Here is a 17,675-nt window from a genome sequence, read left to right as displayed (position 1 = left end):
GAACATGATCTGGGACACGCTTGCGAATATTCCCTCGGCACAGATGATTGCCTTCATCCTTGGCGGGCTGGCGCTGAATTTCGCGCCCGGTCAGGACGTGTTCTTTGCCAGCGCCTGCGGCATCCAGAGCGGCCCGCGTGCGGGCGCCCTGGCCGGGTTCGGCGTCGGGCTGGGGGTGCTGTTCCACCTGACACTGGCGACGGTCGGTCTGGGCGCGGTGGTCGCGGCCCATCCGGGCGCTTTGCTGGCGATCAAATATATCGGCGCGGGCTATCTGCTGTGGCTGGCCTGGAAAAGCTGGACCGCCGGCCCGGTCGATCCAAGCGCACAGGCCGCGCGCAAGCCCTGGAACATCATCCGGCGGGGCGCGCTGTCCAATATCCTGAACCCCAAGCCGGTCCTGTTCCTGCTGGCCTTCCTGCCGCAATTCACCAGCCCGGCCTTTGGCCCGATCTGGCAGCAGATTCTGGGCCTTGGGCTGATCTTTGCCTTTACCGGCACGCTGGTGACCATCGGCTATGGCGTGGCCGGCGGTCTGGCCGGGCAGGTCATCGGCAAGCGTCTGGGCCTGCTGAACAAGGTAGCGGCGATCATGTTCGCAGGTCTGGCCGTGCGTCTTGTGGTGAAATGACCGGGCAGGGCTTTACCTATGACCCGCCGCCCGAGGCGGCCGATATCCTGCATGCCGATCACGAGATTCTGGTGGTGGGCAAGCCTGCGGGCCTGCTGTCGGTGCCCGGACGCGGTCCCGACAAGGCCGATTGCCTGATCGAGCGTCTGCGCGGCGCCTTTCCGACCATCCTGCTGGTGCACAGGCTGGATCAGGATACCTCGGGCGTGATGGTCTTTGGCCTGACCCCGCATGCGCAGCGCCATCTGTCGAAACAGTTCGAGGATCGCAAGGTCAGGAAAACCTATGTCGCGCGTCTGGCCGGGCGGTTGCAGCCCCGGACCGGGACGGTGGATCTGCCGCTGATCGTGGACTGGCCGAACCGGCCCCGGCAGATGGTTGACCATGAACAGGGCAAACCCGCCAGAACCGACTGGCGCGTGGTCCGCGCCAATGATGCAGAGACCCGCGTCCGCCTGTTCCCGCTGACCGGCCGCAGCCATCAGTTGCGGGTCCATATGGCCGAGATGGGGCACCCGATCCTGGGCGACCCGCTTTACGCCTCGGGCGCGGCGGCGGATCATCCGCGGCTGATGCTGCATGCCGAAAACCTGCGGCTGAAACATCCCGAAAGCGGCAAACCGATCAGCTTCAGCCAACCGGCCCCGTTTTGAGGCCGGTCAGCGCGCAAGGGGGTGTCGCTACCCTTCTCCGCCCGGATACCAGTTGGCGATGATCACCATGCTGCCCGCATCCGAGGCCTCGACCAGTTTCGCGAACTCCTGAATGTCGCTGCCCCTGTGGTGATAGGGAAAGACCACGACCGGCTTGAAGGCGGCAACCGCCTCGGCCGCCTGCTGCACCGTCATGGTATAGGGCAGGTTCATCGGCAGGAACGCAACCTCGATATCCTGCATCGCCTTCATCTCATCCGTGGGTTCGGTATCGCCCGCGATATAGAAACGCTTGCCGCCGATGGTCAGGATATAGCCATTGTCGCGGCCGACCGGGTGATACTGCATCCGGTCCTCGGTGGTGTTATGGGCGGGGACGGCCTCGATCATCATCTCCAGCGCTTCGACCTGATCGCCATTGGCCATCGGGGTGGCACGCTCTTGCATCTCGGGCGGAAGCTGGTCGTAGACCGACTGATTGGTGATGATCCGCACGGCAGGCAGGGCCTGCAGCGTGGGCAGGTCGAAATGGTCGCCATGCTCATGCGTGATCAGGATCAGCGCGGGCTGCGGCAGATCGGAATAGGGCTCGGCGCCGCCGACCGGATCGACATAGATCACGCCACCCGGCGTTTCCGCCACCATCGAGGCGTGCTGGACCGGATGGAATACCACCTGCCCGCCCTCGACCGGATAGGAAAAGGAACCGGCAGGCCCGCTATCCTGCGCCAGCACAAGCCGAGGCAGGGCGCTGGCCCCAAGTGCGGCGATGCCCATTTTAAGACCGGAACGGCGCGTGATCTGCATGATGTGACCCCTGTTTTGGCTGATAAGTTGCAGACAAAACCACGTTGAGGCGGATCAGGTTCCGGCCTGCGCGCGTTAAGCCCTGCTTGGCAGGGCCGGGCAGCTTGGCTATAGATGGCGATGAGAGAGAGCAGGGGGCGAGGGCATGACACATCTATGGGTGCGGGCGGAAACGCGGCCGAATGAGGACCGGGTGGGCATCACGCCAGAGGGTGTGGGCAGGCTGATCGCGGACGGCTTTACCGTCACGGTCGAGGACAGCACCAGCCGCGTCATCGCCACCGAAGAATATGCCAGGGCCGGTGCCACCATCGCCCCTGCGGGCAGTTGGCCCGACGCCCCGGACGATGCGATCATCTTCGGCCTGAAAGAGCTGCCACAGGACGGCACGCCACTGCGTCACCGCCACATCATGTTCGGCCATGCCTTCAAGGGGCAGCCCGACGGGCAGGTGCTATTGCAGCGCTTTCGCGAGGGCGGCGGCACGCTGCTGGATCTGGAATATCTGCTGGATCAGGATGGCCGCCGCATCGCCGCCTTTGGCTATTGGGCGGGCTTCGTGGGTGCGGCGCTGTCGCTGAAGGCCTGGGTGGCGCAGCGTCGCGGGCAGATCAGCGGCCCGGCCCATGCCTATGCCAGCCAGAGCCTGCTGACCGAGGAGCTGCGCGCGCAGCTGGACGGCACCGGGCAGCCCCGCCCCTCGGCCATCGTGATCGGCGCCAAGGGGCGCGTCGGATCGGGCGCGGTCGATCTGTTGCAGGCGATGGGCGTGCATGTGACCGGCTGGGATGTCGAAGAGACGGCCAGCGGTGGACCGTTCCCGCAGATCCTCAGCCATGACCTGTTCGTCAACGCCATTCTGGCGCAGCCGGGCGTGCCGGTCTTTGTCCCGGCCGAGGCGGTCAATCCGCTGCGCCAGCTGACGGTGATCGGCGATGTGGCCTGCGATCCGGACAGCGAGTTTTCCCCGATCAAGGTCTATGACCGCACGACAACATGGCAGGAACCGGTGCTGCGCGTCGCAGACAATCCGCCGCTGGATGTAATGGCGATCGACAATCTGCCCTCCATGCTGCCGCGCGAAAGCTCGACCGATTATGCGGCGCAACTGCTGCCAAGCCTGCGCAAGCTGGGCGATATGGACAGCCAGCCCTGGGCCGGCGCCAGATCGACCTTTGACAGGCATCTGGCAAAGCTGTGATGGCGCGGGCGGGAACGTAAGGCGGCTTTTCCGGTTGAGTCGGGGATTTCCCATTGACCCGATGCATTGGAAAGGCCCGACATGACCCGCCACATCCCCCTTGGACTGATCGCCCCCGTCGCCATGCTGGCGGCAGGCACGCTATGGGCGCAGGATTTCAACGACGCCCCGCCGAATGCGCCCGGACAAAGCCCGGCTTTCGAGGGGCAGACCCGCGCGCCGGTGCTTCCCGACACTCCGCTGCGGCAACAGGTCGTGGTGGACGGGCTGGAAAACCCGTGGGCGATGGCAGAACTGCCCGATGGCGGCTGGCTGGTTACGGAAAAGCCGGGCCGTTTGCGCCATGTCGGCGCGGATGGTGCGCTGTCCGATCCGATTGGCGGTCTGCCCGAACTGGACACGCGCCGTCAGGGCGGGCTGCTGGATGTGGCGGTTGCCGATGATTTTGCCCAGACCCGCCGCGTCTGGATCAGCTTCGCGCAGCCGCGAGAGGGCGGCAAGACCTCGACCTCGGTGGCGACGGGGGTGCTGTCAGCGGATGGCACAACGCTGCAGGATACCCGCGTCATCTGGCAGCAGAACCCGGCCTGGGATTCGGCCATGCATTACGGCTCGGTCCTGGTGTTTGACGGCAAGGGCGGGCTGTTCGTGACGACCGGCGAACGCTCGGTCCGCGATGCGCGGGTGCTGGCGCAGGATGTGACGGCGGCTTTGGGCAAGGTGGTGCGGATCGACCCGATGACCGGCGCGTCGATGGGCGATCCGGGGCAGCCCGACGCCCTGCCCGAGATCTGGTCCTGGGGCCATCGCAACCTGCAGGGCGCAGCCATGGGGCCGGATGGCGCGCTGTGGACCATCGAACACGGACCCAAGGGCGGGGATGAGCTGAACCGCCCGCAGGCCGGGATGAATTACGGCTGGCCGCGGGTCACCTATGGCATCGATTACGGCGGCGGTCCGATTGGTGAGGGGCTGACCCAATTGGACGGGACCGAGCAGCCGGTCTATTACTGGGATCCTGTGATCGCGCCGGGTGGCATGACCTTTTACGAAGGCGAGATGTTCCCCGACTGGCAGGGCGACGCGCTGATTGCCGGGCTGAAAGCGGGCGCCATCGTGCGGTTGCAGATCGAGGGTGGCCGCGTCACCGCCGAGGCGCGACATCTGCAGGATCTGGGACAGCGGGTGCGTGACGTGGCCGTAGCGCAGGATGGGGCTATCATGATCCTGACCGATGAAAGCGACGGCCAGATGATCCGCGTCACACCTGCCGCCGATTGATCCCCGCGACTAATCCTTGCGCCCGAACAGCCGCTCGATATCCGACAGCTTCAGCTTCACCCATGTCGGGCGGCCGTGATTGCATTGGCCGGATCGCGGCGTCCGCTCCATCTCGCGCAAGAGGGCGTTCATTTCTTCGGCCGACATGCGGCGGCCCGACCGGACCGAGCCGTGGCAGGCCATCGAGGACAGCACCGCATCGATCCGCGCCCGCAATCGGTCCGAGGATCCCTGATCCGCCAGATCGTCCAGAATATCGCGGATCAGCGCGGCGGCGTTCAGCCGGTCCAGCATGGCCGGGGCCTCTTGCACGGCAATGGCGCCCGCACCGAAGGGCTCGATCACCAGCCCCAGATCGGCCAGTTCATCCGCGATGGACAGGATCCGGGCGGCGTCGGCTTCTGACAGCTCGACGATTTCGGGGATCAGCAGGGCCTGACGCGCAATGCCCTTATCCGCGGCCTGCGTCTTCAGCCGCTCATAGACCAGCCGCTCATGCGCGGCATGTTGGTCGATCAGCACCATCCCGTCCTGCGTTTGGGCGACGATATAGTTTTCATGCAACTGCGCCCGCGCCGCGCCAAGGGGGGCATCGGTCGGGCCGGGGGTGATCTCTTCGAACCGGGCCGAAGGGGTTTCGGCAAAGCCCGCGTCAAAGCTGGGCAGGGGCGCGGTATCGGGGCTTTGCGCGGCAATCGAGGATCGGATCGCGCCGGCCGAGGGGCGGGCGTAATCCATCTGATAGTTGCGCGGCGCCATTGCCGCAGGGGTTTCCGGCTGAAAGGCCGCCAGCGTCGCATTGCCCACGGTGGACGAGGCACGATGCCCCGCATTGGCCAGCCCGTGCCGCAGCGCGCTGACCAGCAGACCGCGCGCGGCGGATGGATCGCGGAACCGGACCTCGGCCTTGGCGGGATGGACGTTCACATCGACCAGTTGCGGATCGCAGGTCAGAAACAGCACCGCCGCCGGGTGCCGCCCCGAGGCCAGGACATCCATATAGCCCGCCCGCAAGGCCCCGGTCAGCAGTTTGTCCCGCACCGGACGGCCATTCACATACAGATGCTGCGCCACCGCCGCGCCGCGCGAATAGGTGGGCAGGGCGGCAAAGCCCGTCAGCGTCAGCCCGTCGCGTTCGGCATCCATCGCAATCGTATTGTCGATGAAATCGCGGCCCATGACGCGGGCCAGCCGGGCCTGCAGGGCGCCGAACAGCTCACCCTGTTCGGCATCGGCGCGAAAGATCTCGCGCCCGTCGGCGGTCAGGGCAAAGCCGACCCAGGGTTCGGCCATGGCCAGCTTGCGTACGGTGTCGGCCACGGCCTGCGTCTCGGCCCGGTCGCTGCGCATGAATTTCAACCGCGCGGGCGTGGCAAAGAACAGATCCCGCAACTCGACCACGGTGCCGCGATTGGCAGCGGCGGGGCGGGTCGGGCCGATCTTGCCTGCGGTGACGGTGATCTCGGCCCCCTCTGCCCCATCCGCGCGTGAGGTGATGCGCAACCGCCCCACGGCGCCCAGCGACGGCAGCGCCTCGCCCCGGAAGCCAAAACTGTTGATCGCCAAGAGGTCGCTGCCGTCGATCTTGCTGGTGGCGTGGCGCGACAGCGCCAGTGGCAGATCGTCGGGCGTCATGCCGCAGCCGTCATCCGACACCCGGATCAGCCGCTTGCCGCCATCCTCGATGGCGATCTCGATCCGCGAGGCCCCCGCATCCAGCGCATTTTCAACCAGTTCCTTAACGGCCGAGGCCGGACGCTCGACCACCTCTCCGGCGGCGATGCGATTGGCCGTGGCCTCATCAAGCTGGCGAATGACGGGGCGCATATTGGGGGCATGCTGGTTCATGCCCCCAGATCTAGCAAATTCCGCATCCGCTCGCCAGCGATTCCCTGACCGGGTTGCGGCGTCCCGATCAATTGACGGGCTGATCGGCTTCCGGCTGCGGCGCGGGCTTGGCATCCGGCGAGGCCGCCGGTGCGCTGTCCGGCGCCTCAGCCCCGTCATCCTGCGGCACCGGGATATCGCCGCCATCGGTCACGCCTTCGGGCTGACCGACCAGCACGAAGCGCAGATTGTCGGAATGCAGCAGGCGCTGTGCGACGCGCTGCACGTCCTCGGCCGTGACGGACTGCACCAGCGCATCGCGATTGTTGATGTAATCGCGGGGCAGCCCGATCATCTGCATCCCGGCCAATATGCTTGCGATCTTGCTGTTGCCATCGAAACGCAAGGGGTATTCGCCGGTAATATAGGTTTTGGCATCGGCCAGTTCCTTCGGCGTCACGCCATCGGCGGCTATGCGGTCCCATTCGCGGCACACCAGCCCGATGGCCTCTGCGACCGAGGCGTTCGAGCTGGCCATGCCGCCCTGCCAGGTCTGCCCGTATAGCCCCGCAGCCAGCGCGGTCGAGACGCCATAGCTGAGCCCGCGCTTTTCGCGGATCTCATCCATCAGGCGCGAGCTGAAGCCGCCGCCGCCCAGGATATGGTTGGCCACGACGGCGGCGAAGTAATCGGGATCCTCGATCGACAGGCCCGGACCGGCAAAGCTGACCACGGTCTGGGGGCTGTTCCAGTCGATCACGGTCAGCCCGCCGGTCAGCTGCAAGGGCGCGTCCTGGGGCAGGGGGGCGGTGCCGGTGGGCGGCAGAACGCCAAGGATCTTGTCCACAAGCGGTCCAAGCTCTTCTGCTGTGATGTCGCCTGCAGCCCCGACGACCACGCGGTCACGGGCCAGAACGCGGTTCTTTGCCGCGACCAGATCCTGACGCGTCAGCAGCTTGACGGATTCCGCCGTCCCGTTGATCGAGGTCGCATAGGGGTGATCGCCCCAGGCCTGACGCGCCATTTCCTTGATGGCGATGCTGTTCGGGTCGGTCTGTTCGGCGCGGATCACCGACATCACCTGACCGCGCACACGTTCGACCGCATCATTATCGAAGCGCGGCTGCGACAGCGCCTTGGCCAGCAGATCGGCAGCGGCATCGCGGTTTTCGGTCAGAGAGCGCATGCGGACCGTCAGCGCATCGTCCGAGACGCCAAAGGACAGCTCTGCCCCCAGATCCTCGACCGCCTGCGCAAATTCCGTGGCATCCAGCTTGCCCGCGCCTTCCTCAAGCGTTGCGGTCATCAGGTTGATGGCGCCCCGCTTGTCGGGCGCATCCAGGCTGGCGCCGCCTTCGAAATTGAAATTCAGCGCCAGGAAGGGGATCGAGTCATCCCGAACCAGCCAGGCCTTGATGCCGCCGGGTGAGGTGACCTCTTCAATCTCGATCGCATGGGCAGGAACCGCCAGAACGGCAAGGAACAGGGCGATGGCGGCGCGGATCATTTTTGCACCTCATTGGTTTCGGCGGCGCGGTCGGGGCGTCCCGGCGGGCGGGCGATTTCTTCTGCGCGGACGGGCTGCGCCTCGGCTGTTTCGGGATCGGCGGGCAGCAGCCAGCCGGTCACGACGGCCTTGCTGTTCAGCAATTCGCGCGCCGCAGCCGTCACATCCTCGGCCGTGACCTGCGACAGGATATCTGGCCAGTCATTCACATCCTCGATGGTCAGGCCGGTGGCCAGACCCTGACCGTAATCATAGGCGCGGCCATGGGCCGAATCGCGGGCATAGATGCGGGCGGCGCGGATCCGGGTCTTGACCCGTTCCAGATCGCGGGCATCCGGGCCCTTTTCGACAAAGGCGGCCAGCGCCTTGTCCAGCTCTGCCTCGGCCTTGTTTCGGTCCATGCCCTCGGCGGGCACCATCAGGATCGAGAAATTCGTCGGATCGACGGCCAGCCCGTCATAGCCCGCATTCACCCACAGCGCCTTGCCCGGCAAAGCCAGTTCGCGCCCCAGATAAGAGGTCTGCATCGAACCGCCCAGCAATTCGGCCAGAACGGTCAGCGCGGCGGCCTGATCCTGATCGCCGGCATTGCGTTCCGGCGCGATGAAGCTGCGGGTCAGCACCGGCTGTGGCACGCGGGGATCCTGCATTTCCATCCGGCGGGGGGATCGCTGCACGGGTTCCTGCGGGCGCATGCGAGGTCCGGCCTCGCCCTTGGCGGGGATTGCCCCGTAATATCGCTGCGCCAGTTCGCGGGCGCGTTCGGGGGTCACATCGCCCGCGATGATCAGGACCGCCTGATCGGGCGAATAATGCTGATTGTACCAGCCGATCGCATCCTCGCGGGTCAGCCCCTCCATCTCATCGCGCCAGCCGATGACGGGGCGACCGTAGGGGTGGTTGTAATACAGCGTCGCCTGCCGTTCTTCGCCAAACAGGGCCGAAGGGTCGCTGTCGGTCCGCTGGGCACGCTCTTCCAGCACCACCTGACGTTCGGCCTGCCAGTCATCCTCGCCGATCTGCAGATTGGCCATGCGATCGGCCTCCATCTCCATGATCATCGGCAGGCGGTCCGCCGCGATGCGCTGGAAATAGGTGGTATAGTCGTAAGAGGTGAAGGCATTGTCCATGCCGCCATTCGCCGTGACGGTTTTGGAAAATTCGCCCGCCTCGACGGTGTCCGTGCCCTTGAACATCAGATGTTCCAGATAATGGGCCAGCCCGGTCTTGCCCGGCTCTTCATCGGCGGAACCGATCTTGTACCACAGCATCTGCACGACGATGGGGGCGCGGTGATCTTCGATCAGCACGGCCTCCAGCCCATTCTCTAGGGTGAAATGGCTGACGCCTTCGGGCATCTCGGCCAGCGCGGGCAGCACGCCCAGGGACAGGGCGAAAGCTGCGGACAGGATAGGGCGGCGCATCTGGGGGGCAAGCTCCTTTAATCTTGCCCGGAAATTTGACCCGGCAAGGCGGTCTGCGCAACCCACGCTCTCGGCTTTGTGTGGATAGAAAAAGTTAGCCGAGGCGGATCGGCAGGCTGGTCGGGCCATGTGCCTGCAATCCGGTCTTCCAGATCACCGGCCCGTCCAGCGCGATATCGGTGCAGCGCTGCAGCAGGGCGGTGAACAGGATCTCCATGTTCAGCCGTGCCAGATTATTGCCCAGACAGACATGCGGCCCGGTGCCAAAGGCCAGATGCACATTGGGTTTGCGGGTGATGTCAAAGCGGTCGGGCGCGTCAAAGGCCTGCGGATCGCGATTGGCGCTGGCGTAAAGCAGGCCGAACTTCGTGCCCTTCGGCCAGTCCTGCCCGCAGATCGTCAGATCCTGCGCGGCATAGCGGTGGAAAAACGGCAGCGGCGCGGCAAAGCGGAACATTTCCTGCACCGCAGTCGGCATCAGCGCGGGATCGGCCCGCAGCAGCGCCATCTGATCCGGGTTCACCAGCAGCGCATGAAGCCCGCTGCCCAGCACGTCGATGGTCGAACCATGCCCCGCATGAAGGATCTGCATGATGGTCGAGATCAGCTCATCATGGGTCAGCAGCCCCTCGCTTTCCGCGCCGATCATCACGCTCATCAGATCATCGCGGGGCTGGGCCTTCCGCGCGGTGTAAAGATCCTGCAGCAGATCGTGGAACAGGCGCGTCGCCTCTTCGGCGCGGGCCTTCTTGGCGGCGGTGCGGTTGATGTCGAAATAGCTGACGACCTCATCCGACCAGATGGTCATCTGCGGCGCCATGGCGGGATCGGTGCCGATCAGATGGCCGATCACCTGACCGGGCAGATGCGCGGCCAGATCTGCGATGAAGTCGATCCGCCCCTGCGGGATCAGCCGGTCCAGCGCGTCGCCCACCCAGCCGGTGATAAAGCCGCGCAGGCTTTCAAGCCGGGTCTTGGTAAAGAAGGGAAACACCGCCTTGCGGAGCCGGTCGTGGTCCGGCCCGTCAATTTCCAGCATCGAGGTCTGCACGAAACGCTCGTGAAAGGGCATGTCGTGGAAATTTCCGGCGATCTGCAGGCGGCGAACCTCGTCGGGCGGGGCAAAGGCCGCGGCGCTGCGCACCATGCGGCGATCCATGGCGATGGCGCGCACATCGGCAAAGCGGCTGGCAATATGACCGTCAAATCCCGGCATCAGCGGCAGGCCCGGCAGCGCCCGCAACGCGGCATAGGCGGGCCAGGGGTTTTCGGCGAAATCCGGGCAGTCGGGATCGAAGCCGGGGATCATTCCGCGACGGGAATCGGCGAGGTCTGGGTGATCGCGCCTGCGCGCTGCCATTGCACCTGTGCCTCACGCGAATCCAGCGCCTGCGCACGATAGGCACGCTGATAGACCGAGGTGCCGAACAGGATTTCCAGCGGACGGCGGCGGTTGTTAGACCGATAGCGGGCATCGGCCTGCGCCAGCGTGGCGCGGATGGCCGGGTCGCTGCCATTGCGGCTGGCCGCCGCGACCAGCGCCTGATCCGCCGCCCCGATGCCGCGATTTTCCAGCCGCGCCGGATTGCCGCCCAGAGCGGCGACGGCATCGGCATGGGGCGTCGGGTCGGTCAGGTTCGCACCGCCCGGCGTCGGCGTCGGCAACAGTGCCAGATCGGGCGGCATGGACAGCTGTTTCGAGGGGATGATCGCGAATTCGTCGGGCGAGTTCTGTCCGGTCTCGATATTCATCAGGCTGCGATCGCTTGTGCATGCGCCCAGCATGGCGATCCCTGCCATTCCCAAAACCAGCCAAATTGCCCGCATCACCTGCCCCTTGTCTTTTATCCCGCCCGTTCTAGCGCGAATTATCCGCCCCGTCACGGGTGTTGTCGCGGACCGCTGATCCGGGCGCCTTACCGCTGCCTTTCGCGGCGGTCTTGCGTCTGGATTTCGCCGGATCCTGCGGCTTCTGCGGCAGCATCACCAGCCCGATCGCCCCCGCGAAGATCGAGATATCGGCCACGTTGAAGCTGTAGGGATTGGTCCAGTTGGGCAGCGACATGTTCAGGAAGTCGGCGACCGCACCATAAAGGATCCGATCGATGACATTGCCAATCGCGCCGCCGATCAGCAGACCGGCAAAGATCTGCGCCAGCCTGCTGGCATTGCTGCGCCAGATCCAGATCCAGACCCAGACCACGATGATCGCCGCCACCGCGATCAGCATCCAGCGGGCCGAGTTGTTCTCGGACGCCATCAGCCCGAAATTCATGCCCTGATTCCAGGCCATGCGCAGGTTCAGCCAGGGCGGCAGCACGTCGATTTCGCGCAGAAGGTCCAGCCGCAGGATATGGACCACGTAATATTTCAGCACCTGGTCCAGCAGGATGATCGCCGCCGAAATCCAGATCACCAGCCGCATATCGGTGCGGACAGGCGGTTTCGGCTTGCGCGGCGCGCGGGGCTTTTTCGCCTTGGGTTTTGCGGCAGCCTGGTCGGCCTGATCGAAGGGAAGCTCTTGCTGCATCAGTGACGGAAATGCCTTTGACCGGTAAAGACCATGGCCAGACCCAGACGGTTGGCCGCTGCGATGACCTCTTCGTCGCGCATGGACCCGCCGGGCTGGATCACCGCGCGGGCACCGGCCTGCGCCAGCGCCTCGATCCCGTCGGCAAAGGGGAAGAACGCGTCCGAGGCCACGGCGGCGCCATTGGTCAGCGGTTCGGACAGGCCCAGAACCTCGGCCATATCCTCGGATTTGCGGCGCCCGATTCGGGTGGAATCGACCCGGCTCATCTGGCCCGCGCCAATGCCCACCGTAGCCAGATCCTTGGCATAGACGATGGCGTTGGATTTCACATGCTTGGCCACCGTCCAGGCGAAGAGCAGATCGTCCAGTTCAGCGGCCGAGGGCTGGCGTTCGGTCACGATCTTCAGATCGTCGCGCCCGACATGGCCGTTATCGCGCCCCTGCACCAGAAAGCCGCCCGCCACCTGACGGAAGGTCAGACCGCCTGCCATCGGATCGGGCAGCCCGCCCGTCGTCAGCAGGCGCAGGTTCTTCTTGGCGGCGAAGATGCGCTTGGCATCCTCATCGGCATCGGGCGCGATGACCACCTCGGTAAAGATTTTCACGATCTCTTCCGCGGTGGCGCCGTCCAGCGGCTGATTCAATGCCACGATGCCGCCAAAGGCCGAGGTGCTGTCGCAGTCAAAAGCCCGCTTATAGGCCGCGATGGCGCTGTCGCCGCGCGCGACGCCGCAGGGATTGGCATGTTTGATGATCGCGCAGGCGGGGCCTTGCGACGGATCGAACTCCGCGACCAACTCGAAGGCCGCATCGGTGTCATTGATATTGTTATAGGACAGTTCCTTGCCCTGCCACTGGGTCGCGGTCGCGACGCCGGGGCGGGCGTCATCCGTGGTGTAGAAGGCGGCGCTTTGATGCGGGTTTTCCCCGTAGCGCAGCGATTGCGCCAGCGTGCCGGCAAAGGCGCGGCGTCGGGGTGTCTGTTGACCGATGGCCCCGGCCATCCAGCCCGACACCGCCGCATCGTAGGCCGCCGTGCGCGCATAGGCGATCTGCGCCTGACGCTGGCGGAATTCCAGCGTGGTGTGATCGTCATTGGCGTCCAGTTCCGCCAGCAGGGCGTCGTAATCCTGAACATCGACAATGGTGGTGACGAAGGCGTGGTTCTTGGCCGCCGCGCGGATCATGGCCGGGCCGCCAATATCGATATTCTCGATACAGTCGTCATAACCGGCACCTTTGGCGACGGTTTCCTCGAACGGGTAGAGGTTCACCACCAGCAGGTCGATCATCTCGATCTGATGCGCCTGCGCGGCGGCCTGATGTTCCTGGTTGTCGCGCAGCGCCAGCAATCCGCCATGCACGACGGGATGCAGGGTCTTGACGCGGCCATCCATCATTTCGGGAAATCCTGTCACATCCGCGACATCGGTGACGGTGACACCGGCCTCGCGCAGCGCCTTGGCGCTGCCGCCGGTGGACAGGATATCAACCCCGCGCGCCGAGAGTTTTCGGGCGAAGTCGATCAATCCGGTTTTGTCCGAAACGGAAATCAAAGCACGCCGAAGGGCGACGGGACGGGTCATGGCAGGGCCTCGCATCTGGCTTTGCCCGGTCAACTAGCCTCACTTGGCCCGAAGGTCCAGCGTCATGCCGGCTTTCGCAGCCGCGCCATGTAGAAGCCGTCCATGCCGCCGCGCGCCGACCAGTAATCCGGGCGCAGGCGGAGGCCGCCCTCGGCCGTGATCCAGCCGGGCTCCTGTCCCGGCAGATCCGGCCTGTCCACGCTCAGGCCCGGATGGCGGGACAGGGCGGCGCTGATCTGCGCCTCGCCCTCTTCCGGCAGCAGCGAGCAGACGGCATAGACCATGCGCCCGCCCGGCGGCAGCAGGGCAAGCGCGTGATCGATCATCTGCGCCTGCAACTTGACCAGCGCCGGAATGCCGCTGCCATCACGCAGATAGGGCAGATCGGGATGGCGGCGAATCGTGCCGGTCGCCGAACAGGGCGCGTCCAGCAGGATCGCGTCGGGCGTGACCTTGGGGCGCCAGTCCAGCGCGTCGGCGACCACCAGATCGGCCTGCAACTGGCAGCGGGCCAGATTATCGGCGACCCGGCCCATCCGCGCCTGGCTGATATCGACCGCCGTCACCTGTGCCCCGGCAGCGGCCAGTTGCAGCGTCTTGCCGCCCGGCGCGGCGCACAGATCGACGATGTTTTCGCCGGGCTGCGGATCCAGCAGCCGCGCGGGCAGCGCGGCGGCGGCATCCTGCACCCACCACTCGCCCTGCCCAAATCCCGGCAGGGCCGAGACCTGCACCGGGCCGCTGATCCGCAGCGATCCGGTCGGCAGCGGATCAGCCCCCGGAACCTGACCGGCGGATTTCAATGTCAGATCCAGTGGCGCGCCCGCCTGATGGGCGGCTTCGATCGCCAATGTCGCCTCTTCCCCATAGGCGTCGGTGACGGCATCGCGCAGCCAGTCGGGCAGTTCCTGCGGCGTGATCTGCGCCCAGCCCTGATGCTGCGAGACCTTGCGCAGCACGGCATTGACCATGCCCGCCGCCGCCTGCCCCTTTTTGCCCTGCGCCCGCGTCAGGTTCACGGCCGCATCCACGACGCCATGCGCCGCGCCGCCCAGTTCCAGCAGTTCCACCGTGGCCAGCCGCAGCACATCCAGCACCTGCGGGCTGGGCTTGCGATTGACATATTGCTGCAGCACCTCGTCAGCCCGGTCCATATGGCGCAACGTCTCGGCCGCCAGCCGTCCGGCGCGGGCCTGATCGGCGGGCAACAGGCGTTTCAGACCCCCGGACTGGTCCGAAAGTGACAGGCCCTCGCGGACCCCTTGCAACAGACGCAAGGCCCCCTGACGGGCCAAATCTTTACCGGGCTTTGCCAAATCGCTTTCCTTCGCCTAAGTCTTGTTCAAGACTGAACCGGACCCATAAGCCCTGTCGAGGGATGTTTCCATGAGTGATCGACCCGAATTGCCCCCCGCCGCGCAGCGCGCCCTTGCCGAAGCCGAGGCGCGCCGCCGCGAAAATGCGGCGAAAACGCCCCTGCCGACCGAGCTTGGCGGCCGTGACGGGCCAGAGCCGGTGCGCTATGGCGATTACGAAAAGAACGGCATCGCGGTGGATTTCTGATGGGCAAGGACTGGCTGCGGGCCTCGGCCACGGAACAGGGCCGGGCAATCATGGCGGGCCTTCTGGACCCGATCGACCAGACCGAAGCCTATCTGGCCGCCGCCCGCGAACATCCCTATTGCCAGCGCATCTATGCGCGGATGACGGCCGTGCGGGCGCGCTCGGGCGCCATCGCCTCGCATGATCGCGCCAAGGCGGAACTGCGCCACGGCATTCTGGACGGCGTGGCGATCAGCTGGAAAGACAACATCGACAGCGGCGGCACGGTGACCGAGGCCGGATCGAAGCTGCTTGAGGGCCGGGTGCCGCGCAAGGACGCGACCGTTCTGGCCCGTGCTGCGCGCGAAGGCGTGCTGTGTCTGGGCAAGACGCATATGACCGAACTGGCCTTTTCGGGGCTGGGCCTGAACCCCAATACCGCGACGCCGCCCAATGCGCTGGATCCCGATCTGGCGCCGGGCGGATCATCCTCGGGCGCGGCGGTGTCGGTGGCCATGGGCCTTGCGGCGGCGGCCATCGGCTCGGATACCGGCGGATCCATCCGCGTGCCTGCGGCCTGGAACGGGCTGGTGGGCTTCAAGCCGACCCATGGTCTGCTGCCCGAAAAGGGCGTGGTGCCGCTGTGCCGGAAATTCGACACCGTGGGCCCGATTGCCCGCACGGTCGAGGATTGCGCCGAGCTGTTCGCCGTCATGGCCGAGGATCGCGCCGTCGATCTGGCCGGGGCCGACATGCAGGGCCGCCGCCTGCTGGTGCTGGAAGGCGTCGCCTTCGAGGATGCCGAGGACGGGCCGGTCGCCGCCTTCGAGGATGCCGTGGATCGTCTGGGACGGGCCGGGGCGCGGATCGAGCGCATGTCCTCGGACTGGGTGGCCAAGGCGATGCCGCTGTCGCCCGCGCTGTTCGCGCCCGAAGCCTATGGCATCTGGAAGGCGCAGATCGAGGATGCGCCCGAACTGATGTGGAAACCCATTCTGGACCGCTTCCGGGGCGGGGCCGATGTCAGCGCGCCCGATTATGTCATGGCCTGGGAAAGCCTGACCCGCATCCGCCGGAAATGGTTCCGCGAGGTGATGGCGGCCTTTGATGCCGTGCTGGTGCCGACCGTGCCGATCCTGCCGCCCAATGCCCAGCGGCTGATGGAGGATGAGGCCTATTTCGTCCGCGCCAACCTGCTGACCCTCCGCAATACACGCATCGGCAACCTGCTGAACCTGCCCACGGTGACGCTGCCGACCGGCCAGCCCGGCTGCGGGATCTCGGTCATGGGCCACAGCGGTCGCGACCGCCATCTGCTGCGCGTTGCCGCCGGCGCCGAGGCGGCACTGGCCGTCGGCTGAGCGTTTCACGCCACAACCTTGCCCTAACCGCCTGCTTTGGCTGGACGCATCCGCATTGTCGCGCTAAACTTCCGGCTAATAAACGGGGCAAAGACCCCGAGAGCGAGGCAGACATGGCAATACCCGAGCGGTTTTCGAACCTGCCGGATTACGCGTTTCCGCGACTGCGGGCGCTGTTACGCGGTATCGAACCCGGTCTGAAGGACGGGGAATCCCCGGTGGTCCTGACCATCGGAGAGCCGAAGCATGCCATGCCGGATTATGTCGGCCCGGTCCTGCAGGGGGCGCTGGCCGAATTCGGGAAATATCCGCCGAACGAAGGCGCGCCGGAATTGCTGGCGGCGATCCGCGACTGGCTGCAGCGTCGCTATGGCGTGGATGTGGCGACCGATCGCATCACCTCGCTGAACGGCTCGCGCGAGGGGTTGTTCAATGCTGCACTGGCACTGTGCCCGGAACAGAAGAACGGTCAGCGGCCTGCGATCTTGATCCCGAACCCCTTCTATCAGGTCTATGCCGTTGCCGCCGCCGCGGTCGAGGCCGATCAGGTCTTTGTCCCGGCAACGGCCGATACCGGCCATCTGCCTGACTTCGCGGGCCTGCCCGATGCGGTGCTGGACCGGACGGCGATTGCCTATCTGTGTTCGCCCGCCAATCCGCAGGGCGCGATTGCGGGGGCGGACTATCTGCGCGATCTGATTGCGCTGGCGGAAAAACATGATTTCCTGATCTTCGCCGATGAATGCTATTCGGAAATCTATCGCGACGAACCCGCGCCCGGCGCGCTGCAGGTGGCGACCGATATGGGTCTGGCCGATCGCGTCGTGGTCTTCAATTCGCTGTCCAAACGCTCCAGCCTGCCCGGTCTACGGTCGGGCTTCGTGGTGGCCAGCGTTGAAAATACCCGGCTGATCCGGCAATTGCGCAGCTATACCGGCGCGCCGGTGCCCCTGCCCGCGCAGCGTGTCAGCGAACGCGCCTGGGCGGATGAGGATTACGTCACCCGCAATCGCGACCTCTACCGGCAGAAATACCTGATCGCGGATCGCATCTTTGGCAATGTGCCCGGCTATCGCCCCATCGAAGGCGGCTTTTTCCTGTGGCTGCCGGTCGAGGATGGCGAGGAGGCCGCGAAAAAGCTGTGGGCGCAGGCGGGCATTCAGGTGCTGCCGGGGGCCTATCTCTCGCGCGAGGTGGACGGGGTGAACCCGGGCAAGGGCTATATCCGCGTGGCGATGGTCGCCGATGCGGAACAGACCGAAGCGGCCCTTCAGAGGCTGCGTGACGTAATTTACGAAGACGGTGACGGAGAGGGGTGAGGT

The 17,675-nt window shown here is 65.8% G+C and carries 16 protein-coding genes; 7 read left to right on the top strand and 9 right to left on the bottom strand.

From position 1 onward, the window contains the following. Window positions 1-4 precede the first annotated feature (4 nt). Both JHX87_RS11620 and JHX87_RS11615 read left to right on the top strand, forming a co-directional pair. Window positions 5-631, top strand: coding sequence for a LysE family translocator (locus tag JHX87_RS11620; protein ID WP_271886597.1), 627 nt, complete (start codon window positions 5-7; stop codon window positions 629-631). Continuing rightward, the gene (locus tag JHX87_RS11615; protein ID WP_271886598.1) at window positions 628-1,284 is read left to right on the top strand and encodes an RluA family pseudouridine synthase; all 657 of its coding nucleotides are present in this window, start codon (window positions 628-630) and stop codon (window positions 1,282-1,284) included. The genes JHX87_RS11620 and JHX87_RS11615 overlap by 4 nt, the downstream gene beginning before the upstream one ends. Window positions 1,285-1,311: 27 nt before the next feature. On the opposite strand, the gene JHX87_RS11610 is transcribed toward JHX87_RS11615, so the two are convergent. Continuing rightward, window positions 1,312-2,091, bottom strand: coding sequence for an MBL fold metallo-hydrolase (locus tag JHX87_RS11610; RefSeq protein WP_271886599.1), 780 nt, complete (start codon window positions 2,089-2,091; stop codon window positions 1,312-1,314). Window positions 2,092-2,236: 145 nt separating this feature from the next. Here JHX87_RS11610 and JHX87_RS11605 point away from each other — a divergent pair, with 145 nt between their 5' ends. Further along, window positions 2,237-3,292, top strand: a complete 1,056-nt coding sequence (locus tag JHX87_RS11605) for a saccharopine dehydrogenase (protein ID WP_271886600.1) — start codon at window positions 2,237-2,239, stop codon at window positions 3,290-3,292. 81 nt (window positions 3,293-3,373) lie between these two features. Beyond that, the gene (locus tag JHX87_RS11600) at window positions 3,374-4,573 is read left to right on the top strand and encodes a PQQ-dependent sugar dehydrogenase (protein WP_271886601.1); all 1,200 of its coding nucleotides are present in this window, start codon (window positions 3,374-3,376) and stop codon (window positions 4,571-4,573) included. Window positions 4,574-4,582: 9 nt separating this feature from the next. On the opposite strand, the gene mutL is transcribed toward JHX87_RS11600, so the two are convergent. The 8 genes from mutL to JHX87_RS11560 form a co-directional block, all read right to left on the bottom strand. Then, window positions 4,583-6,421, bottom strand: coding sequence for a DNA mismatch repair endonuclease MutL (mutL, locus tag JHX87_RS11595; protein ID WP_271886602.1), 1,839 nt, complete (start codon window positions 6,419-6,421; stop codon window positions 4,583-4,585). A 67-nt stretch (window positions 6,422-6,488) separates the two neighbouring features. Then, window positions 6,489-7,907 carry a M16 family metallopeptidase gene (locus tag JHX87_RS11590; protein WP_271886603.1) on the bottom strand — a complete coding sequence of 473 codons (1,419 nt, stop codon included), beginning with the start codon at window positions 7,905-7,907 and terminating at the stop codon, window positions 6,489-6,491. Beyond that, window positions 7,904-9,331 carry a M16 family metallopeptidase gene (locus JHX87_RS11585; protein WP_271886604.1) on the bottom strand — a complete coding sequence of 476 codons (1,428 nt, stop codon included), beginning with the start codon at window positions 9,329-9,331 and terminating at the stop codon, window positions 7,904-7,906. Before JHX87_RS11585 ends, JHX87_RS11590 begins: the two co-directional genes overlap by 4 nt. Window positions 9,332-9,425: 94 nt before the next feature. Continuing rightward, window positions 9,426-10,691 (bottom strand): cytochrome P450, encoded by a 1,266-nt coding sequence (locus JHX87_RS11580; protein ID WP_271886605.1) that lies wholly within the window; start codon window positions 10,689-10,691, stop codon window positions 9,426-9,428. Continuing rightward, window positions 10,637-11,158, bottom strand: coding sequence for a DUF3035 domain-containing protein (locus tag JHX87_RS11575; RefSeq protein ID WP_271886606.1), 522 nt, complete (start codon window positions 11,156-11,158; stop codon window positions 10,637-10,639). The genes JHX87_RS11580 and JHX87_RS11575 overlap by 55 nt, the downstream gene beginning before the upstream one ends. 31 nt (window positions 11,159-11,189) lie before the next feature. Beyond that, complete coding sequence (lspA, locus tag JHX87_RS11570) at window positions 11,190-11,861, bottom strand: signal peptidase II (protein ID WP_271886607.1); 672 nt, start codon at window positions 11,859-11,861, stop codon at window positions 11,190-11,192. Then, on the bottom strand, window positions 11,861-13,450 hold the full coding sequence (purH, locus tag JHX87_RS11565) for a bifunctional phosphoribosylaminoimidazolecarboxamide formyltransferase/IMP cyclohydrolase (RefSeq protein ID WP_271886608.1): 1,590 nt from the start codon (window positions 13,448-13,450) through the stop codon (window positions 11,861-11,863). Before purH ends, lspA begins: the two co-directional genes overlap by 1 nt. Window positions 13,451-13,512: 62 nt before the next feature. Next, on the bottom strand, window positions 13,513-14,766 hold the full coding sequence (locus JHX87_RS11560; protein WP_271886609.1) for an RsmB/NOP family class I SAM-dependent RNA methyltransferase: 1,254 nt from the start codon (window positions 14,764-14,766) through the stop codon (window positions 13,513-13,515). 70 nt (window positions 14,767-14,836) lie between these two features. Between JHX87_RS11560 and JHX87_RS11555 the strand changes: the two genes are divergently transcribed. From JHX87_RS11555 to JHX87_RS11545, 3 genes are all read left to right on the top strand, one after another. Further along, window positions 14,837-15,013, top strand: coding sequence for a DUF1674 domain-containing protein (locus JHX87_RS11555; RefSeq protein WP_271886610.1), 177 nt, complete (start codon window positions 14,837-14,839; stop codon window positions 15,011-15,013). Then, window positions 15,013-16,353, top strand: coding sequence for an amidase (locus JHX87_RS11550; RefSeq protein ID WP_271886611.1), 1,341 nt, complete (start codon window positions 15,013-15,015; stop codon window positions 16,351-16,353). Before JHX87_RS11555 ends, JHX87_RS11550 begins: the two co-directional genes overlap by 1 nt. A gap of 113 nt (window positions 16,354-16,466) precedes the next feature. Next, a complete protein-coding gene (locus JHX87_RS11545) occupies window positions 16,467-17,672 on the top strand; it encodes an aminotransferase class I/II-fold pyridoxal phosphate-dependent enzyme (RefSeq protein ID WP_271886612.1) in 1,206 nt (401 codons plus the stop codon). The last annotated feature ends 3 nt before the right edge of the window (window positions 17,673-17,675 follow it).

This window comes from Paracoccus fistulariae, from assembly GCF_028553785.1.
Lineage (GTDB): Bacteria > Pseudomonadota > Alphaproteobacteria > Rhodobacterales > Rhodobacteraceae > Paracoccus > Paracoccus fistulariae.
Note: the sequence above shows the minus strand (reverse complement) of the source record. Positions and strands in the feature narration are given on the sequence as shown.